This is a genomic window from Chitinophaga sp. SYP-B3965 (genome assembly GCF_009647655.1).
Taxonomy (GTDB): Bacteria; Bacteroidota; Bacteroidia; order Chitinophagales; family Chitinophagaceae; genus Chitinophaga.
The window spans coordinates 361,814-381,113 of the sequence record NZ_WJFD01000002.1; the positions used below are offsets into that span (position 1 = coordinate 361,814).

Consider the following 19,300-nt stretch of genomic DNA (forward strand, 5'->3'; position numbering starts at 1 on the left):
CACTATCCTTTTTCAAGTGTTATAAACGATATGAAAAGACTGTTCCTGATAGCATGCATTGGCACACTAGGTTTTGCCGCTTGCCAGAATGCACCTAAATCCGCAGCCTCCGCAGATAGCGTGGAAGTAACCTCATCTCCGGAAGGTTATTACGAAGCCAGCCTGGCAGCAGCCTCTTCCCCCGGAAGATTAATAGGGCTCACGCTGAAATCCACGAACGATGCGGAAATGATCACAGATTACCTGAACAGCACTCCGGAAATCATACAAATGGGCAACTGGATCGCCCAGGACAGTAATAAATACCTCATCACTTTAGTAACCGTAGGCAGCGGCAATCCTGAAAAAGATTCCCTTACCTTTAAACAGGATGGTGATCGCCTCCTCTATATTGGAGCCGATTACGGTTCAGACGGATTAAGCCTCGTAAAAAAGGAAAAACCCGCCGCCACCACAAAAGAACTGATCATCTGGGTAAAAAGCGAAGCAGAATGCGATCGCGGCCCCGGATTCGGCAAAACGAAATGTTACGAAGTAGTATACGGTGATAAATTACTCCCGGACGCTAAATGGGACAACCTTTCAGCCCCCATAGACAGCTTTACCTTTGAGAAAGGAAACCTCTACAAGCTAAAAGTAAACCGCATCCCCCGCGATCCCCTTATCCAGGATGTAGGTGCCTGGGAGTACAAGCTGGCAGAAGTACTTTCTAAAAAGAAGGTAAAATAAGGGTACTCCAGCAACGCCCCAGAAAAGGGAAATAAGGAAGCCCTCCCCAGAAGAAGAAAAATAAGAATACTCCTGAAACCCTCCCCAGAAAAGGGAAATAAAGCCCCCCTAAAGAATACTCCTGAAACACTTTTCCTGAAAAAAAAAACAAAGCGCTCCAGAAACGCCCCGAAAAAGCCCCCCTTCCCCCAAAAAAAGAAAAAACACCGCCCTTTGCTGCGCGGCATGCTCCATACATTCCAATCCTTGACATAGGCTCAAGATAGGACCATCCTATAAGGATCCTATAGCCAACCTATACCTCCCGCAAAGCCAAAAACTCTGGCTTATGAAAGAACCCAAACCAGAAAGCAAACTGCTCATTTTGCTCCAACACCCCAAAGTGGTTAAAGATCTCATGCGCAAAACTCACCCCAGCCGTCCCATTAGCCGTAATTACCTGCCCATCCGCAACCGCCGGTTTAGGCTCATAAAGAGCCTCCCCTTTGTAACCAGGCACCGCTTCTTTCAATAACCCCAGGTCATTACTGGTATGTTTGATCCCATCCAGAAACCCCTCGGACGCCAGGTATAAAGTAGCATCACAAATAGCCGCCACCGTTTTCCCTTCCGCCAGTGCTTTTTTGACAAAAGGTGTGATTTCCCGATTCCTCCCTTCAGACCATGCTGCCCCGCCAGGAATAACAATAAGGTCTGCCGTATCTAATTCCGCCAGGGAAAGGGAAGGCGTAATTGTAAGATTCGCCGCGGAAGTAACCGCTTTCCCATCAAGAGAAAAAGTCCGTACTTCAAAATCAGTGAACTGCTGTAAACCAGCAACCGCTAAAGCCGGTTCCCAATCAGAATATCCATCAAATACAAAGAGATAACAAAGTCTGTTTTTCATAACACTCATTTTTAATGATAACACAAATGTCCTGCCGGGTAATGACAGCCTTATGTCAGTAGAAAAAAGAAGTATATGAGGAAACTCATTGGCTTTTTAAGCATAAAGCGCTAACTTGCCCTCTGAAATATCTTAAAACTGTATATCATGTTGTTGAACGTTTTACTCAGCTCCGGTTATGAGCTCGGCAATAAAATAGGCCACTATGGTGCCTGGTTTTTCATCATCCTGTTTAGCCTGATGTTTTTGTATGCAATGGTGAAGTACGTAAAACGCTAATTAGACAAGGTCAAAATATTTGAAAAAGGCTATTCGTGAGAACGAATAGCCTTTTTTATATGAGTTTAGAACGCTTCAGCCAAAGAAATGTAAAACCCGCTCTGCCGTTTCTCCCCCGGCCTCTTTTCTCCCCATCCATAATCCACCCGCAAAGTGATCCGCGCTGCTTTATCATAGAAATAACGCAACCCCAACCCATAATTGGGTTTTAACCCAGCAGTACTAAATCCCTGATTCTTGAACACCGTCCCTGTCCCGGCAAAACCAGCCAGGGCAAAGGTGGGCTTCATATCAATGAACCAGAATTTAATGTGTTTCTTAGGGTCTACGAGGTAACGGTATTCCGCCTGTGCAGCCAGGTAATTCTGATCACGGTACCGGCCGGTATAATAACCCCGCATAATATTATCGTTCCCCATTTCCGGCATCAGGTAAAAAGGCAATGTTTTGCCCTGCAGGGAATGCCCGTAAGCATTTAACCCCAAGGTGCTTTTAGCAGAAATAGGTATAAAATGACTGGCTTTTAGTTCAAAGCGCCACATCGGATGTGTGCTTAAAAACGAAGGAGCGTAAGAAGCATTAGCCCTCACAAAAGTCCCCGCGGTGCAGTAATTCTGATTATTCCGGTTGTCGTACACCCCTGTAACGCCCAGGAAAGTAGCATACCCGCCTTCCTTATCCTGCAGGTCTGCCAGAGGGTAAACCCCTTTCTGTTCATCGACAGTGAAACGGTCATGCTGATACATCACAGAAAGCCCCGCGTAAAAATGACTGGTCACCCGTTTCTCTGCTTCCAGGGAAAGCTTATACCGTTTATTCCCCACAAGGGAGCGGTTGTTATATTGGGTAGTATCTCCCATACCATAGAAGTAAAAAGGAAAATTATGGTACCGGAAGTTTGTTTTTATATGGAGGTTATTGTCCTTCGTCCAGTTTTCAAAACGAACATCAAACTTGAACTGACTATTGGTGGTGAAGGTGCTAAGTATGCTGGCAGTGGAGTTCCGCGTTAAGTGAGACGGGTTCTTTTTATCTGCATAATAAGAATAGAGTGCCGCTACGCCGAATTCAAAACCTTTTTCAGGAGAAAAACCAATCACTGGTATTGGAAACAGACTATTCCTGCGCGCCGGAATAGAATCCGGTAGAGGAGAATCCTGTGCCTTCAGTCCCGAACCAGCCAAAAAACAAAGAGATAGTGCCGAAATGGTTTTACGCATCACCGCAATATGCAAAAAATTCCCGAGGTACGAACAGTCCGCTACCCCTGCAAAGCCTTAATGGACATGATTTAACACTTTCTTACAAGCTGTTAATTCAATTCTAAACTTTCTAAATAACAACCGTTCATCAGATCGCGGCATTCTTCCTCACCTCCTCAAACCCCTGATCCCGCAACACCTTCCCATCCTCAAAAACCGTCTCCAGCACATCCGGCAACCCCGGAAAATCATACAAACCCACCGTTTTATACCCACCAGCTTCACGAACCAACTTCATCCTCCCGGCCTTAGACTTTTTAAACGAAGTCCGCAATTCCCCGGCAGCATCCAGCTCCACCGGAGATTTCCAAACATCCACCCCTTCACCATTGATTTCCGCATAAGAACACTTAAACGCAAACTCCTGCGTATCTCTGTTCACCTTCTGAAGCAAAGCCCCACCCATGCCCAGCACAAGATTTTCCGCACTGATCCCCGCCTGTTGCAAAGCAGCATAGATCTCCCCAATGGATTGGAAATTGATCCCGTCTCCTTGTATCACCCTAACCTGCGGTGGCAGTACTTTATAACCCTTTTCATTCAGCGTAAATCCAAACTTATCCATCAGAATGCCAAACACCTTCAGCAAAGTTTTCACCGGATCACCTGAATCCGGCCTGATCACTAAAGTCCCTTTCCTGGCCAGTATCTGGTCTTTCAGCAAAGTGCCCCAGTATTCCTCACAAGCGCGAAATATATTATAAGAATCAGACACACACGCAATCGTCCCTTCCGGAAAAGTATCCAGCACATGTTTAAAGATCTTCGCTTCTCCTTCTTCTCCCAATAAAGTAACAATGGAATGTTCTGTAGCCGGAATAGAAAGCCCGGGGGCTGTAGCAGCATGATAATATCTTTTCGCAAACGTAGATGCCACCAGTGTATCACTACCAGAAAAATTTACAAGATGTGCACTCCCTCCTAACCCTGCCGCCTCTACGGAGGTAGCACCACGAAATCCAAAATCATTTAGCACAAAATCAATACCTGCCAGCGAAGCCCCGCTGGCCGTGGCTTCAAAGTACTTTCGAACTACTTTTTTAATTTCCCGCGAAAGCGTAGCCACTGTATTAGGATACCAAACCTGCATTAATAATGTCTCCAAAAAATTCGGCAGCCAGTAACAGGCCGGGTCCGTATTTTCAATCGTCATCAGCACATTTTTCACCGGAACAACCGTTCCTTCAGGCACAGCACGAATCTGCACCGGCAAATGGCCATCATGTTTTTGCAGGATATGTAAAAACCGCGAAGGATCAAAAACATCCGTTCTGCCAAATACCTCCGGCAACATCTCAGATGCCTCCCTGATCTTTTCCGCAGTGATCACCGGACCTTCTAAATAAGCTTTCAGGAAATATTGTAAACCATAAAATACCGTTTCAGAAAACATCCCTCCCCGGCTCTCCAGATAGGAGTAAATACGACTGGTGCCGGGAACATATAACTTATGATGGGAGTATTTATAGGCGTCCGCGAGTAAAATGAGGTTCTCCATACGCTAAAATAAGGAATTCAATGCAGATAAGGCTTTCAGCTCGTTTGTTGTTAAACGGACACAAAAGATTGATATTTCGTCAAAATTTCATATGTTATTTGTGTAAATCGCCTGTAAAACCTGATCATCAATAACTTAAGAGAAGATCTCGATAAAAGTACCCTTTTCCTGTAATTCTGAAAATTTCTCCCTGTTGAAGCTAAATAATTGAGCCGGACGGCCTTGTAAAGGATGCTTTAATTTCTCCTGCTGCGTGGTCAGTAAACCCAATCCGTGGATCTTTTTCTGGAAATTCCGGCGATCTACCATCCGGTCATATAACCATTCGTAGAGTTTCTCCAGTTCGGAAACCGGGAATTTTGGATCCAGCAGTTCAAAAGCGAGGGGTTCATGCCGGAAGCGCAAACGCAGATGGTCCAGCGCGGCAGCAATCACTTCTGCATGATCAAAAGCCATTTGCGGTAATTCCCTTACAGGATACCAGCGTGCTTCTTTGTTTCCCGCACCCAGCGTGAGTTTTGCGCCGGAAGGTTTGATCAGTCCTACATGTGCCACACATAAAATTCGGCCACGCGGATCTCGGTTAGGAGCACCAAAAGTCTGGAATTGTTCCAGGTAATTAACCTTAAGCCCGGTCTCATCGCGGATTTCACGATGTACTGCGTTTTCCAGGGGTTCGTCATTCTGAACAAAACCACCGGGGAGCCCCCATTTAAAAATGTGAGGAGGGATACTGCGTTTGCTAAGCAGCACCATCATGCCTTCCTTAGAGTTAAAACGGAGCACAACGGCATCCGCCGTCACCCTGATGTGTTGATGAACTGGCAAGGGATACTAATTTTTACTGAGTTACTTTTCTTTGATGTACTGTTCCACCTGTGCTGTGCCTTTATGAAGGTTCACAAACAAAGGATTTTTAGCAGGGTCGAAAACAATGATGGTATTGGATTCCCAGGCATCTTGTGGTGTTGGCAGCACCAGGTCTACCTGTAATCCATTCGTCCGGCGGAACATCAAACTGTCCTTTTTGATATACCGCACCGGAAACTGCTGTTCTTTCAAATACTGCACCAGTAGCTCTCTGCTGGCATTTACGAGACTATCCGTTACAGTAGGATGTTCCCGCATCACAAAACATTTTTCACTGATCACATCATAATTGGTGGTGTCCGTTTTCTCACGTGTAGGGTTACACGCAGCAAGCACCGCCAGTGTAAGGATAAAGTAACGCATGATGCAAGTTATAAAAAATTAAAAACGGATGTCAAATACTTTCTCTTCTTTCCCACGTTTAACTTTTACCGTGGTCTGATCGCCTGCCTTAAAAGTGGATAAAGCGCCCATATAACTTTCCACATCCTGCACCGGCATACTGCCCAGCTGAATGATCACATCTCCCGTTGCTAAACCTGCTTTACTGGCAGGTTTGCCATCAGAAACACCATCTACCCGCACACCTCCTTTGTTATAAGTATAGTCCGGCATGATCCCCAATGTTACCGTAAAACGGGTACTGCGGCCCATCTGCATCTCACGGGTTTTGGTAAAGGCCAGGCGGGGTTGTGCATTTGTTTTTTCAATGATCTCATACACCGCTTTGATCACCGTAAGCTCTCCGTCATAATTGATCTTATCCGCATCGTCACTGGGCTTGTGATAATCTGCATGTGTACCCGTAAAAAAGAACAGCACAGGAATATCTTTCCGGTAGAAAGAAGTATGATCTGAAGGCCCGGTTCCGGAAGAATCATAACTTACTTTTAACATGGAAGGCAGGCTGCTTTTAAGGATACCTGTCCAGGAAGGAGAAGTGCCAATACCGCCAATTTGCAAACCTTTATCATTACTAAGCCGCCCCACCATATCCATGTTCACCATGTAATTCACAGACCTGATATCGATCGTACTGTTCTCTGTATAATATTTACTGCCAAAAAGCCCCAGTTCCTCCCCGGAAAAAGCAATCAGCAGGTAATTGTTGTTTTTCAGTTTGGAAGCCTTCAGTAATCGTCCCAATTCCAGAAGGGCAGCGGTTCCGCTGGCATTATCATCTGCTCCGTTATGAATGGCTTTTTCATTGGGCGCAAGAGAATTGTGATCTTCTCCCAACCCTAAATGATCATAATGCGCACCAATAACAACTGTAGTGGCAGCACCATTATCAATATAACCTGCCACATTCGTGCCTGTACGTTTGCTGGGTTTAAAATCCACCTGCATCTCTATCTGGAATCCATTGGCATCATCTGCAGAAAGGGTTTTGCTGGCTTCCGGTCCTACCCATACTGCCGGAATGGGCAAGGGTTCCCACTTTTCATCCAGCCAACGGGTAACCGTACTGAATTCTTCCGGGCCATTATAGAATACAATCCCTGTGGCCCCGTTCTTTTTAGCCTCTTTGGTCTTTTTAATATATAACTCCATCGGAGAAGCATGCGGACTCACCTTTTCATCCCAGGTCTTCACATTATCCAGCCATACATTATCCATTTCATTTACCCCGGGCAGCACTTCTCCCTTGGCAGCTTTTGCCGCACTGAAGGGCAGCGGCCTGTAATGTTCCGGGTTAACAGCCTGGTGGTTAATGTTAAATTTTGTATTGGCGCCAGGTTCTTTACCCTCCCGCACGATGAAAGTCTGCAGGTACCCCTCCTCCCCTTTAGGGCTCAGGCCCGCCAGTTTCATCTGTTCCGCAATATAAGCGGAGGCCAGTTTTTCTCCCGGAGAACCCGTACGACGCCCTTCCAGCTTATCACTGGCCAGGTAAGCCACATGTAATTGCAGGTTACTGACGGTTTTTCGATCTGCTTTCTTTTGCGGGAACGCAACCAGCGTAATACAAACGAGCGGGAGTAACAGGTAGCACTTTTTCACTGCATGGTAATTTGAAGCAAAAATAATGGTAATCTATGACCTAAAGTGGTATTTATCATAGGAATGTCTGGCTAAGCACCCCCCTTTGTTTTATAGTGAAATTAAATACTAAATTTGCCGGGCTCTGAAATGAGTTACAACAAAACACCAAAAAATGAAGAACACGCCGTTTACACACAAACACATCGCACTGGGCGCAAAGATGGCTCCGTTTGCAGGGTATAACATGCCAATTTCCTATACCGGTATTAATGATGAACACGCAGCAGTGCGTAATAGTGCAGGTGTGTTTGACGTAAGCCACATGGGTGAATTCATTCTCAAAGGAGAAAACGCCCTGGACCTCATTCAACGCGTTACCAGTAACGACGCTTCCAAACTCACACCAGGAAAAGCGCAGTACAGCTGCCTCCCCAATGCAGAAGGCGGAATTGTAGACGATCTGCTGGTATATTGTATAGAAGAGAATAAAGTATACATGCTGGTAGTGAATGCCAGTAATATAGAAAAGGACTGGAACTGGATCAGCCAGTTCAACACCAAAGGGGTAGAAATGCACAACATTTCAGAACATACCTGCCTGTTGGCCATCCAGGGCCCTAAAGCCACCAGCATCCTGCAAACCTTAACAGATAAAGACGTTATCAATCTTAAATACTACACCTTCGTAAAAGGTACTTTTGCCGGAGTGGAAAATGTACTGATCAGCGCCACCGGATATACTGGTGCCGGAGGTCTTGAAATATATTTTGAAGACAAGGATGGCGCAGCAGATAAGATCTGGGACGCTATTTTTGCAGCAGGCGCAGCTCAGGGGATCAAACCAATTGGTCTTGGTGCCCGGGATACCCTCCGCCTGGAAATGGGTTTCTGCCTTTACGGAAATGATATTGACGACCGCACCAATCCCCTGGAAGCAGGTTTGGGCTGGATCACCAAGTTCACAAAAGATTTTACCGCCCGCCCCATCATTGAAAAGATCAAGGCAGAAGGTGTGAAACAAAAGCTGGTAGGCCTCGAGATGATAGATAAAGGTATTCCCCGTCATGATTATGAGATCAAAGATGCAGAAGGCAATGTGATCGGCAGGGTTACTTCCGGCACGCAATCCCCCACCCTCCAGAAAGCAGTAGGATTGGGATATGTGAGAACAGACTTTGCAACACTGGATTCAGAAGTTTATATTGCAGTGCGAGACAAGCTCCTGAAAGCGAAAGTTTCCAAGGTGCCATTCCTGTCTTAAACAGGAAAAAGCCGTACAATTTAGCAGGAAAGGGCAGCGTTATTGAAACCTATCATCTTTAGTACCATATCTTTAAATGCTATGCCGCTTATTCATCTTACCACGGTAATTCACGCTCCGTTGCACAGGGTATTTGACCTGAGCAGGAGTATCACACTGCACAAACGCAGTATGGAACACTTAAAAGAAGAGGCCATCAAAGGAAGGACCAGTGGATTGATCGAATATGACGAAACGGTTACATGGAGGGCAAAACACCTGAATAAGATGCGCCAGCTCACCATGAAGATCACGGCCATGCAGAAGAACCATTATTTTTGCGATGAAATGGTAGACGGCGATTTCACTTTCATGAAACACGAACACTTTTTCCGCGAGATTGCTAATGGAACAGTAGTAATAGATATCATGGAGTTCGGAACACCTTACGGCCGCATTGGCCGCTGGTTTGAAAAACTCTATCTCAGAAAATACATGAAGCGGCTGTTAACGCTGCGTAACAATATCATCAAGGAATATGCAGAGAGTGAGAAGTGGCGTGTGATCCTTGATTAAAAAATAAAGAATGACCGAGATAACAAAACCAAGGCTGGAAGTATGTCTTTCTCCTGCCCTTCTTCATTTGTTCGATGTTAAGAACAGTATCGTTGTAATTATAGACGTTTTACGCGCAACATCCACCATTTGCACCGCACTATATAATGGTGCCGCAAAAGTGATCCCCGTGGCCACTGTGGAAGAATGTGTAAGCATCGGCCGCCAGCTGGATGCCATCACAGCCGGAGAACGGGATGGTAAAATTGCCGAAGGTTTATTGCATGGTAATTCACCTTTTGAATATCCGAATGAATTCATCGGCGGCAAAGTACTCGTGCTCACCACCACCAACGGTACCAAACTTTTGCACATGGCCAAAGATGCCGTACAGATCATCACCGGATCTTTCCCTAACATCTCTGCCGTTTGCGAATACCTCATCTCTCAGGGGCAAAATGTGATCCTCGGTTGCGCTGCCTGGAAAGACCGCGTAAATATGGAAGACACTTTGTTTGCAGGAGCCGTAGTAAGCCGGATCAAAGAACATTTCGACGTGAACTGCGATTCTGCCGTTGCTGCTGAAACATTGTACCACAGCGCCAAAGGAGACCTTTTTGGTTTCATGAAAAAAGCATCGCATTTTCAACGCCTGGCCCGTTACGGCCTGGAAGAAGATATCAAATACTGCCTGACCGAAGATGGTGCTAATATTCTGCCCATCCTGAGGAATGGCGAACTGATCAAAGAGAAATAAAAAAGGCGCGGTTATTAACCGCGCCTTTTTTATGTTTAAATCTTTTTAAGTCGTAGGAAATTATCTGCTGAATAACTGCCCGCACCGTTCAATGAAAAGAAAATGGTAACGAGTAAAGCAAAGATAGCAGGAGAAGCATCTGACAGTGTGCCACCAAGGCCAAACTTAAGTATAGTGGCCACGATCATGGTAACAACTAAAGGAATGGATGCAAAACGGGTAAATAACCCGAAGATCAGTAACAATCCGCCTAAAAATTCAGATATGGAAGCCAGTAATCCCCAGAAAACAGGCCATGCGCTAATGCCTACAAATTTCATGGCACTGCCCACACCAGCCCACATTTGTTCTCCGGCTGCCAGCTTTTGCCATCCGAAAATAAAGAACAACACCCCGACACCAACACGAAGTATTAATAATCCCAGTTCCTGGGTTTTTGAGCTTCCAATAGAGTTTGAATATGCCATAGATTTAATTTATACAAAGGTAATAGCAGAGGTACCCTGTACTCAATGGATATTTTTTCGTTTGAGTTGCACTATTTTAGTAATATCAAATAAACCCACAGCAGTATGACAAATTATATCTGCACCACCTGCGGCGTGCAATATGAAGCAAACACAGCGCCACCGCTCAACTGCCCTATTTGTGAGGACGACCGGCAATATGTAAACCCCGGTGGCCAAAGCTGGACAACCCTCAAAGAGGTTTCCAAACAGCACCGTAATATCATAGAAAAGGTCTCGGAAGATCTCTACGCCATTTATACCGCGCCAAAATTCGCCATCGGGCAGAGAGCCTTCCTGGTAATAAGTCCCGGCGGGAATATATTATGGGACTGCGTTACTTTACTGGACCCGAGCACCATCGATATCATTGAAAAACTGGGAGGAATTAAAGCCATCGTACTTTCCCACCCCCATTATTTCAGCACTATCGTGGAATGGAGCGAAACTTTCCAGGCAGATATTTATATTCATGCAGAAGATGCCTCCTGGCTGGGCCGCAAAAATAATAAACTGCGTTTATGGGAGGGCGATATGGAACCTTTATGGGATCAGATCAAGATCGTTCGCTGCGGAGGACATTTTCCCGGAGCCTGCATTTTACACTGGCCGGTAGGTGAAGGAACACTTTTGGTGGGAGATACCATCCAGGTATCCCCCAATTTAACAACCGTTTCTTTCATGTACAGTTATCCTAACAACATACCCCTGCCCAAAAAAGATATCCTGGCCATTGCATCTGCGGTTAAATTCCTGGAATACAATGTGATGCATGGGGCCTTTGGCCTCAGTATCCGGCAGGATGCCACTGCCGTGATGAAACGGTCCGTGCAACGGTATCTTAAGATCTATGAATAACCGATACCCGCAAACAGCCCCCTTCAGCACGCGCTATGTGAAATTTTATGCTTACTTTTGTGGATTGCCTTTTTATGAGCCATTTAGAGGAAAATTTAGTTATCAGACAGACGAAATTGATACGAAGCAGCAAGGTCTTTTTGTTTTATAACCCGGGTTTATTTTAAAGAAGGCAATAGCAAAGAAAAGCATGTCGCTACCCCACTTATTAAAATATGTTTACAATAACGGAACCGATGAGGTGATCCGCCGGGGGAAACGCATCTTTGCCACAGGCGGCGTTGAATTGCTGGAAGGAGATCCTGTTCTCAAATCCGCCACCTTTCGTGTAAAAAGCGATACCCACGCCAATTACTATAAAGTTTCCATCAGCAAATACCATGAGCCCGCCACCATGAGTGTGCGGTGCCAGTGCCCTTATAATTTAGGAGATATCTGCCGCCACGAAGCGGCCGCCCTTTTCCAGTTACAGGAAATGCTGGACAGGAATCACTTTGAATCATACGAAACACAATACGATCAGCAACACACGCTGATCAAGATGAAATCCATCGATCTCAAAACCCTCAAACTGCTTACCTCCAGCTCCATGATGCAGGATGCGGAAACTATTCTCCGCAAAACGCATTCCGTGATCAAATCTGCCAAAGATGAAAAAGTAGAGGCAGAGCTGAAGTTTGAAGGCAAAAAATATCCGCTCATCCTGCAACGTAACGAAGAACGGAACTTCGATACCCATTGCACCTGCGATGAACATGAACATCCCATCTGCGTACATAAATTATCCCTGTTCCTGCAATTGCTGCATGCACACGGACCATTTTATTTTGACACCCTCCGCAACTGGGATAAAGAAAAGAATAAACTCCTTTCCTCTTACGGGTATAGCTTAACAGATGATCTGAAAGGAAAATTTGCGTTCTCTTACCTCAACGGCAAACCATTTTTGCGCGTACTGGACCCCAGTATCAAAAAAGTAGAAGCCCCGGTAGCAGCAGCAAAAGCAGAACCCGTAGAAGAAGAAACCATCACGGTAACACGCAGGCTGGGCGTTATGCTCAACGCCAACGATAAACTGTTCCCTTACTTCCAGGCAGAACTCATCAACGGAGATGCCAATGAAGAAGAAACAGAATTCGTGTCCCTCGTTACCCGGTTGGACCTCAGCAAATACGTAGACTTCTATCAATATAAAGAACGGGACCGGGAACTGATCACGCCTGTACGTAAAGTACAACATGCTGAGATCAGCAAATTCCTCAACAAGAACTCACCTTTCGCGGGGATCTGGGAAAACATCATGCATGAAAATGAAGATGGCCTACCCATGGAAACCATGGAACTGATCGTGGAATACCTGCATCCCAAACTGGTAAAATTGTTCCCGCTGCTTATAGAACACCGCCTGGTATTCTTGTTAAGAGAAGGGCAGCCCTTTAAGAGCAAGAACCTGCAGGCCCTGATGGTAGCAGAGGAACCACTGGAACCTTACTTCAAAGCAGACCCCGTAGATGGCCATGTGGAAGTAACTGCCTGGGTGGATATTGAAGGAGAACCTGTGAACGTGTCTGCCAATCAGTGGGCCAGCCCTATGCTGTTCCTGTATAACGGCACCATCTTTCATTTCAAACGCCCGCAGGATAGTATCAGCATCATGCGTTATCAGCAGATGAATGCATTACGTGTTCCATCTGCAGAATGGCAGGATTTCCTGAAAGATGTGATGCTGCCGCTCGGCAAAAATTACGCCGTACAATTTGATTCCGCCTTGCTCGCAGAAGTGGACGACATTGTTCCGGAAACACGTGTATACCTCAAAGAAATGGGAGAAACATTCGTGATCCAGCCAGGTTTTGCCTATGCTGGTCATGAAGTGGAATGGAATGAGGAAACCCGCATCACCGTACAGGAAGCCAACAAAGTACTCGTCATTCACCGTAACAAGGAAGTGGAGAATGCTTTTGTAGCCAAGCTCCGTACCCTGCATACCAACTTTACTCATCTCAATAACTATAACTACTTTTTCCTGCGCTCCAAAGAAGCGCTGAAGAACAACTGGTTCTTCCTCTTCTTTGATGCCCTGAAAGAAATGGATGTGCGCGTATTCGGTTTCGAACAACTGCGCAACTTCCGTTTCAATCCGCAGAAACCCGTTACCAACCTGCAGATCAGCTCTGGCATCGATTGGTTTGATGCACAGGTGGAAGTATTATATGGAGATCAGAAAGTAGGCATCCGCGATATCAAAAGAGCATTGGCCAACAAGCAGAATTATGTGCAGCTGGCTGATGGCACCCTGGGTTTATTGCCGGAAGAATGGTTGAAAAAATATTCCCTGCTCTTTAAGATAGGGGAAGAAAAAGATAAAGGCGCCGGCCTGAAGTTGAGTAAATACAACTTCTCCGTGATCGATGAATTGTATGAGTTCATTGATGACGATGCCATCCTCGCAGAACTCGATGAAAAACGCCGCAAACTCTTGCAGTTCGATGAGATCCGTACAGTACCATTACCCAAGAATGTAAATGCTAATCTGCGTCCTTACCAGGAAAGCGGCTTCCAGTGGCTCAATTACCTGGATGAAGTGAAATGGGGAGGTATCCTGGCAGATGACATGGGTCTTGGTAAAACCGTACAGGCACTCACGTTCATTCAACACTACAAGAATGAGAATGGGGCAGCCATGATGCTGGTTGTTTGTCCTACCACGCTGATCTATAACTGGGAGAATGAGATCAAGAAATTCACCCCCGGTATCACTTACCACATTCATCATGGCCCCGCCCGGATCCGTGCTGCAGAAGAGTTACAGGCCTTTGATGTGATCATTACCACTTACGGAACATTAAGGAGCGATATTCAATTGCTGATGAAGATCCAGTTCGATTATGTAGTACTGGATGAATCACAAGCCATCAAGAATCCGCAATCCAAAGTTACCAAAGCAGCACAGTTGCTCAACACCCGCAACCGTATTGCCCTGAGTGGTACACCCATGCAGAATAATACCTTTGATATATACGCACAGATGAACTTCCTGAACCCGGGCATGCTGGGCAGTGTGGACTTCTTCAGAAATGAATTTGCCACCCCCATCGATAAGTTCCAGGACGAAGAAAGGAAAGCCCACCTGAAAAAACTCATCTATCCGTTTATCCTCCGCCGCACGAAAGAGCAGGTGGCCAAAGACTTACCGGATAAGATAGAAACCGTGATCTTCTGTGAAATGGATCCCGAGCAAAGGCATATTTACGATGCTTACCGGAACACCTACCGCTCCAAGATCCTGGGTGTGATAGAAGATCAGGGCATGGAACGTAGCCAGCTCACCATCCTGCAAGGTTTGATGAAACTGCGCCAGATCTGTGACTCACCCGCCATCCTCAACGAAACAGAAAAGTATCCCAACCACTCCGTGAAGCTGCATGAGCTGACCCGTGAGATCGCGGAAAACAGCGGGCACCACAAAGTATTGGTGTTTAGCCAGTTCCTGGGTATGCTGGGCCTGATCCGGGAAAGGATGACACACATGAAAATACCATATGAGTATTTTGATGGCAGCACCTCTACCATGGATAGGGAAAAGGCCATTCAGAATTTCCAGAATAATGATGACTGCAGGGTATTCCTCATCTCTCTGAAAGCAGGTGGTGTGGGTCTTAACCTTACCGCTGCGGATTACGTGTACATTGTTGACCCATGGTGGAACCCCGCCGTAGAACAACAAGCCATTGACCGGACGCACCGGATCGGCCAGACGAAGAACATCTTCGCTTACCGCATGATCTGTAAAGACACTGTGGAAGAAAAAATACTGGAATTGCAGGAGCGTAAAAAGTCCCTCGTGAAAGATATCATCGCAGATGATAACGGCTTTATCAAAAAGCTGTCTAAAGAAGATGTACTGTACCTGTTTAGTTAGCATAAAACATGAAAAAGATCCTGTTCGTATTACTGCTGGTGCTCGCCAATATGCAGTTGAAAGCCCAATCGGATAACCTATACTATTACATCAAGATCTGGGGGTTTCTCAAATACTATCATCCTTCCATAGCCCGTGGAGGTTTCGACGTAGATTCCTTTTTTGTGAAACGCCTGCCGGGAGCGGCAGCCACAAAGGATAACGCCGCATTTAATAAAGAGATGAAGGAGATGATCACTTCCTTAGGAACCGTACCTCCCGGAAACATAAAACAGGACATGCTGTTTAAACCGTTTACCCGTAACCTGGATAACGGCTGGCTGCAAAAAGCACCGCTGGACAAAGAATTACAGCAATCGCTCAGATACATTGAGGAGAACCGTTTTCAGGGTTCCCAACACAGATACATATTCAGTGATTACGGCGGGGATACGGACGAACCCATTTTCTCAAATATTTCATATCCCATGCCGAACTACCAGTTATTGGCGCTTGCACGTTTCTGGAACATTATTCAATATGTATTCCCTTATAAATACCTGATCTCCCAAAACTGGGATGATGTATTGCGGAAAAGGATTCCCGGTATCCGGGACGCTGCCACACAGGTGGATTACGAGAAGGAACTGATCCAGCTCATAGCTGCCGTAGATGATTCCCATGCCAGCAACTTTCAGATTAAAAGAGGGATCCCTGTATTTGGTGAATACTTTCCGGGATTTGCTTACCGGTTTATAAAAGACAGCATCGTTGTTACTTCCGTATTTGCAGATTCGGTAAATGATATTCGCAAAGGAGATGTGATCGTACAGATAAATAACATGTCTGTTGCAGCAGCCTGCAAACAAAAGGAAGGCTTCATGCCCGCATCCAATATGGCCAGGAAGAAACTGTTGTATAGTAATCCATTATATAGCCTTCCTTTCCGGGGAAAAGACTCCATCTGCGAAATAAAAATATGGAGGAAGGGAACGGTGTTAAAGAAACGGATAGCCCTGATAAAAATAAACCAGTCATTCAGAGAGAAAGTAAAGCCGGCGCTGGAACAATATTATAAAGAAACGGGCAGCGCTCCCAGCGATTATGTATTTAAGAGTGCCGCAAAAGGAATAGGCATGATCGCAGCCATGAGCATTTCAAAATTATATGAGGCGGATAACACCGAAACGAAAGTAGATTCCGTTTTGAAAATGGTGCGCGAACATGAACAAGGCCTGATCATAGACCTGCGGCAATATTGCCTGCAAAACGTGATCTTCAATAAGGTGCTGCCAGCCCTGGGTTACAAACCTAAATGGTTTGCAGATTATTATTCCCCCAATATCAAATACCCTGGAACGCTGATCAATACACATGTAAAGAACAGGATGGCCACATTTTCCAGATTGGCAGACCCCACTAACAAAGAGCCATACAAAGGAAAGATCGTATTACTGGTAAATGAAAAGAGCCAAAGTCAGTCGGAATGGGTGACCATGATCCTGCAGGCAGCCATGAAAGTGACCGTAATGGGTTCACAAACAGCTGGCGCAGATGGGGATATATTCCATTTTCAACTACCCGGTGATTACCAGGGGACCTTGACCGGCCGCCGTGTCTCTTACCCGGATGGCACAGAATCCCAGCGCAGCGGTGTAAAGATAGACATCATACAATACCCTACCACAGCAGGTTTAACCGCAGGCAGGGATGAACTGATGGAAAAAGCAATAGAGTTTATTAAGAAATAAGTTTATACCCGATGCCCCGGATATTCACGATCTGTATCCGTGGATCTTCTTTCAGGTAGCGCCGCAGTTTGGTAATGAACACATCCATGCTGCGCGCATTGAAAAAGTTATCATCCCCCCATATATCCAGCAGGATAGACTTTCGCTCCATCACCTGGTTGCGGTGTTTGCATAATCGCCATAATACTTCTGCCTCCCGGTGAGAAAGGAACTCCGTATTATTATTCCGCGAAAGCGTTTGTTTGGTATAATTGAAAGCATACTGGCCAATGATCACGGTATCCTCTCCTTGCTCCTGCTGCGCTGGCGTAGGCTGAAAACGATTGAGGAGAGACTTGATCCGTACGATCAGCTCATCCATGCTGAAAGGTTTTTTCAGGTAATCATTGCCGCCCAGCTCAAACCCTTTTACTACATCAATCGTCTGCGATTTGGCAGAAAGGAAAATGATCGGCGTTTGTTTATCTGATTTCCGGATCTCCGCAGTGAGCGAAAAGCCGTCCATATTCGGCATCATAATATCCAGCACAATAACATCCGGTTTGTGCTGCCGGTACAAACGCAGGCCCTCGTTACCATCATTGGCAATGAACATACGGAATCCCCGTATCTCCAGGCTGTCTTTCACGATCTGTGCCAGCTGCCATTCATCTTCTATCAACAATACGCTTGCGTTCATGGTATCTTAAATTTCGGGAATTTCCAGCTGGAACTCGCTTCCTTTATCCGGTTCACTTTTCACGCGGATAAAACCGCCGTGTTTTTCCACGATCTTTTTTACATAGCTAAGGCCAAGCCCAAAGCCCTTTACATTATGCAGGTTGCCCGTAGGTACCCGGAAGAATTTCTCAAAAATATTATCCTGGTAAGCATGCGGAATACCAATGCCATTATCCTTTACAACGATCTTCAGCTTATCCTGCTGGCGGCTTACCTGTATCGTGATCTCTGCCGGTTCGCCGGAATACTTGATGGCATTATCCACCAGGTTATTAAGGGCATTGGAAAGATGTGTTTTATCCACTTTCACCATAGCATCCGAAAGGATGGTATACGTGAAATCCACTTTCTTATTGGCTTTCAGGCGATGATTCGTGATGATGTGACTGATCAGTTCATTGAGGTCCGTATCCTCCCTGTATAATTCAAAATCGTCTTTTTCTTCTGTGGCAATATGCAGTACTTTCTCTACGAGATCGCTCAGGCGTTGCAGCTCCTGCCGGGAAATGCTTAAGTACGTTTGTGTTTTTTGCTGATCATTCAGTGCATTGAAGTTCTGCATAGCCTCCACCGCTGCGGATACTGTAGCGATAGGTGTTTTCAGCTCATGCGTCATATTGTTGATGAAGTCGTTCTTTACTTCAGATAATTTTTTCTGTTTGAGGATGGTGCGAAGCATGTAAAGAAAACAAAGCACCGTTAACAGCAAAAGGAGCACTGTACTCAAAAGCGGGCCCATCATTTGCCCCAGGATCCTTTGCACCGGGTTATCAAAAGAAGCCTGCACAAGGATGTCGCTGAAAGGATTGAAGGATACCTTGGCCGTTTGCAGCAGATCGATCGGCTCAGTTAGAAGAAGGATCGTATCCTTCCGGAAGGTATCTTCTTTTATACGGAAGGTATCCAGTTTATAATCTACCGAAATTCCCCGGCTCAGCAATTCCTGCCGGTAAACGGAATCGATCTTTTTAAAAGAGAACCTTTCATTGTAGAATTTGTTCAGGATCAGCATATCAGAGATCTGCCGGGAAAGGGAATCTGCATAGAGCCGGTATGCAGTATCCCTGTTTGAGAATTGGATGTTCAGTGTTCTGTTAGTAGCATGCACCACCCGCTGAAAATTTCTGGGAACAACAGTATCATCAATGGAATGAGTTTCCATGATAACCGTAGAGGCCCCGGCAGGCATGATGTTCCTAATAGCCGTATCCTTTATAAAAACGGCCGGTTTGCCCCTCATAGAAAAACCAGCATGGCCACCCTGCCCCGGCATCCGGCGCCCGATAAATCTCCCGGCATCTATGAACTGCTTATTGTACACTGCCACACGCAGTGCGTCATTGATATCCTTGTTAAACTCTTCCAGCCGTAAACGATAAGAGTTATACAACCAGTAAGCCTGGAAAGCAAAAATGCCCAGGATACAGGTACTCATCAGGATCAATATGTTGCGGATTCTGTTTCGCATGAAATGTAAATCTATCCAATCCTTATCATCTGCA

18 protein-coding genes are annotated in these 19,300 nt (G+C 45.7%); 8 read left to right on the forward strand and 10 right to left on the reverse strand.

Going from position 1 to position 19,300, the window contains the following annotated elements:
- Positions 1 to 30: 30 nt before the first annotated feature.
- Entirely contained in the window at positions 31 to 729 is a 699-nt protein-coding gene (locus GFS24_RS15560; RefSeq protein ID WP_153660744.1) for a DUF4377 domain-containing protein, read from the forward strand.
- Here the strand turns inward: GFS24_RS15560 and GFS24_RS15565 are convergent.
- Together GFS24_RS15565 and GFS24_RS15570 are read right to left on the reverse strand one after the other, a co-directional pair.
- Positions 710 to 982, reverse strand: coding sequence for a hypothetical protein (locus tag GFS24_RS15565; protein WP_153660746.1), 273 nt, complete (start codon positions 980 to 982; stop codon positions 710 to 712). The genes GFS24_RS15560 and GFS24_RS15565 overlap by 20 nt on opposite strands.
- Positions 983 to 1,024: 42 nt before the next feature.
- Positions 1,025 to 1,615 carry a type 1 glutamine amidotransferase family protein gene (locus GFS24_RS15570; protein ID WP_173003094.1) on the reverse strand — a complete coding sequence of 197 codons (591 nt, stop codon included), beginning with the start codon at positions 1,613 to 1,615 and terminating at the stop codon, positions 1,025 to 1,027.
- A 147-nt stretch (positions 1,616 to 1,762) separates the two neighbouring features.
- On the opposite strand from GFS24_RS15570, the gene GFS24_RS29340 reads away from it, so the two are divergent.
- The gene (locus GFS24_RS29340; RefSeq protein WP_256379082.1) at positions 1,763 to 1,894 is read left to right on the forward strand and encodes a hypothetical protein; all 132 of its coding nucleotides are present in this window, start codon (positions 1,763 to 1,765) and stop codon (positions 1,892 to 1,894) included.
- Between the two features lie 65 nt (positions 1,895 to 1,959).
- Here the strand turns inward: GFS24_RS29340 and GFS24_RS15575 are convergent, their stop codons facing one another.
- The 5 genes from GFS24_RS15575 to GFS24_RS29460 all read right to left on the reverse strand — a co-directional run bounded on the left by GFS24_RS15575 (position 1,960) and on the right by GFS24_RS29460 (position 7,528).
- Positions 1,960 to 3,078: a polymerase gene (locus GFS24_RS15575; RefSeq protein WP_153660750.1), complete on the reverse strand. Its 1,119-nt coding sequence runs from the start codon at positions 3,076 to 3,078 to the stop codon at positions 1,960 to 1,962.
- A gap of 166 nt (positions 3,079 to 3,244) precedes the next feature.
- Positions 3,245 to 4,654, reverse strand: a complete 1,410-nt coding sequence (locus GFS24_RS15580; protein WP_153660752.1) for a nicotinate phosphoribosyltransferase — start codon at positions 4,652 to 4,654, stop codon at positions 3,245 to 3,247.
- 135 nt (positions 4,655 to 4,789) lie between these two features.
- A complete protein-coding gene (locus GFS24_RS15585; protein WP_153660754.1) occupies positions 4,790 to 5,482 on the reverse strand; it encodes an NUDIX domain-containing protein in 693 nt (230 codons plus the stop codon).
- Between the two features lie 21 nt (positions 5,483 to 5,503).
- Positions 5,504 to 5,887, reverse strand: coding sequence for a hypothetical protein (locus GFS24_RS15590; RefSeq protein WP_153660756.1), 384 nt, complete (start codon positions 5,885 to 5,887; stop codon positions 5,504 to 5,506).
- Positions 5,888 to 5,905: 18 nt separating this feature from the next.
- On the reverse strand, positions 5,906 to 7,528 hold the full coding sequence (locus GFS24_RS29460) for a M20/M25/M40 family metallo-hydrolase (RefSeq protein ID WP_153660758.1): 1,623 nt from the start codon (positions 7,526 to 7,528) through the stop codon (positions 5,906 to 5,908).
- A 154-nt stretch (positions 7,529 to 7,682) separates the two neighbouring features.
- Between GFS24_RS29460 and gcvT the strand changes: the two genes are divergently transcribed.
- The 3 genes from gcvT (at position 7,683) to GFS24_RS15610 (ending at position 10,062) form a co-directional block, all read left to right on the forward strand.
- Complete coding sequence (gcvT, locus tag GFS24_RS15600) at positions 7,683 to 8,771, forward strand: glycine cleavage system aminomethyltransferase GcvT (RefSeq protein WP_153660760.1); 1,089 nt, start codon at positions 7,683 to 7,685, stop codon at positions 8,769 to 8,771.
- 81 nt (positions 8,772 to 8,852) lie between these two features.
- On the forward strand, positions 8,853 to 9,326 hold the full coding sequence (locus tag GFS24_RS15605; protein ID WP_153660762.1) for an SRPBCC family protein: 474 nt from the start codon (positions 8,853 to 8,855) through the stop codon (positions 9,324 to 9,326).
- A gap of 10 nt (positions 9,327 to 9,336) precedes the next feature.
- Positions 9,337 to 10,062: a 2-phosphosulfolactate phosphatase gene (locus GFS24_RS15610; RefSeq protein ID WP_153660764.1), complete on the forward strand. Its 726-nt coding sequence runs from the start codon at positions 9,337 to 9,339 to the stop codon at positions 10,060 to 10,062.
- Positions 10,063 to 10,097: 35 nt separating this feature from the next.
- Here GFS24_RS15610 and GFS24_RS15615 read toward each other — a convergent pair whose 3' ends face one another.
- Positions 10,098 to 10,529, reverse strand: a complete 432-nt coding sequence (locus GFS24_RS15615) for a DoxX family protein (protein WP_153660766.1) — start codon at positions 10,527 to 10,529, stop codon at positions 10,098 to 10,100.
- A 105-nt stretch (positions 10,530 to 10,634) separates the two neighbouring features.
- Here GFS24_RS15615 and GFS24_RS15620 point away from each other — a divergent pair, with 105 nt between their 5' ends.
- From GFS24_RS15620 to GFS24_RS15630, 3 genes are all read left to right on the forward strand, one after another.
- Positions 10,635 to 11,426: an MBL fold metallo-hydrolase gene (locus GFS24_RS15620; protein ID WP_153660768.1), complete on the forward strand. Its 792-nt coding sequence runs from the start codon at positions 10,635 to 10,637 to the stop codon at positions 11,424 to 11,426.
- Positions 11,427 to 11,616: 190 nt separating this feature from the next.
- Positions 11,617 to 15,348 (forward strand): DEAD/DEAH box helicase, encoded by a 3,732-nt coding sequence (locus GFS24_RS15625; RefSeq protein ID WP_153660770.1) that lies wholly within the window; start codon positions 11,617 to 11,619, stop codon positions 15,346 to 15,348.
- Between the two features lie 8 nt (positions 15,349 to 15,356).
- Positions 15,357 to 17,078 (forward strand): S41 family peptidase, encoded by a 1,722-nt coding sequence (locus GFS24_RS15630; protein ID WP_153660772.1) that lies wholly within the window; start codon positions 15,357 to 15,359, stop codon positions 17,076 to 17,078.
- On the opposite strand, the gene GFS24_RS15635 is transcribed toward GFS24_RS15630, so the two are convergent.
- On the reverse strand, positions 17,068 to 17,757 hold the full coding sequence (locus GFS24_RS15635; RefSeq protein WP_153660774.1) for a response regulator transcription factor: 690 nt from the start codon (positions 17,755 to 17,757) through the stop codon (positions 17,068 to 17,070). The two genes, GFS24_RS15630 and GFS24_RS15635, sit on opposite strands and share 11 nt — an antisense overlap.
- Positions 17,758 to 17,763: 6 nt before the next feature.
- The gene (locus tag GFS24_RS15640) at positions 17,764 to 19,266 is read right to left on the reverse strand and encodes a cell wall metabolism sensor histidine kinase WalK (RefSeq protein WP_153660776.1); all 1,503 of its coding nucleotides are present in this window, start codon (positions 19,264 to 19,266) and stop codon (positions 17,764 to 17,766) included.
- Between the last annotated feature and the right edge of the window lie 34 nt (positions 19,267 to 19,300).

Excerpts from the sequence above, each read along its gene's own strand:
- GFS24_RS15560 (WP_153660744.1), top strand. The coding sequence starts at position 31 with ATGAAAAGACTGTTCCTGATAGCATGCATTGGCACACTAGGTTTTGCC.
- GFS24_RS15565 (WP_153660746.1), bottom strand. The coding sequence starts at position 982 with ATGTCAAGGATTGGAATGTATGGAGCATGCCGCGCAGCAAAGGGCGGT.
- GFS24_RS15570 (WP_173003094.1), bottom strand. The coding sequence starts at position 1,615 with ATGAAAAACAGACTTTGTTATCTCTTTGTATTTGATGGATATTCTGAT.
- GFS24_RS29340 (WP_256379082.1), top strand. The coding sequence starts at position 1,763 with ATGTTGTTGAACGTTTTACTCAGCTCCGGTTATGAGCTCGGCAATAAA.
- GFS24_RS15580 (WP_153660752.1), bottom strand. The coding sequence starts at position 4,654 with ATGGAGAACCTCATTTTACTCGCGGACGCCTATAAATACTCCCATCAT.
- GFS24_RS15590 (WP_153660756.1), bottom strand. The coding sequence starts at position 5,887 with ATGCGTTACTTTATCCTTACACTGGCGGTGCTTGCTGCGTGTAACCCT.
- gcvT (WP_153660760.1), top strand. The coding sequence starts at position 7,683 with ATGAAGAACACGCCGTTTACACACAAACACATCGCACTGGGCGCAAAG.
- GFS24_RS15605 (WP_153660762.1), top strand. The coding sequence starts at position 8,853 with ATGCCGCTTATTCATCTTACCACGGTAATTCACGCTCCGTTGCACAGG.
- GFS24_RS15610 (WP_153660764.1), top strand. The coding sequence starts at position 9,337 with ATGACCGAGATAACAAAACCAAGGCTGGAAGTATGTCTTTCTCCTGCC.
- GFS24_RS15615 (WP_153660766.1), bottom strand. The coding sequence starts at position 10,529 with ATGGCATATTCAAACTCTATTGGAAGCTCAAAAACCCAGGAACTGGGA.
- GFS24_RS15620 (WP_153660768.1), top strand. The coding sequence starts at position 10,635 with ATGACAAATTATATCTGCACCACCTGCGGCGTGCAATATGAAGCAAAC.
- GFS24_RS15625 (WP_153660770.1), top strand. The coding sequence starts at position 11,617 with ATGTCGCTACCCCACTTATTAAAATATGTTTACAATAACGGAACCGAT.
- GFS24_RS15630 (WP_153660772.1), top strand. The coding sequence starts at position 15,357 with ATGAAAAAGATCCTGTTCGTATTACTGCTGGTGCTCGCCAATATGCAG.
- GFS24_RS15635 (WP_153660774.1), bottom strand. The coding sequence starts at position 17,757 with ATGAACGCAAGCGTATTGTTGATAGAAGATGAATGGCAGCTGGCACAG.
- GFS24_RS15640 (WP_153660776.1), bottom strand. The coding sequence starts at position 19,266 with ATGCGAAACAGAATCCGCAACATATTGATCCTGATGAGTACCTGTATC.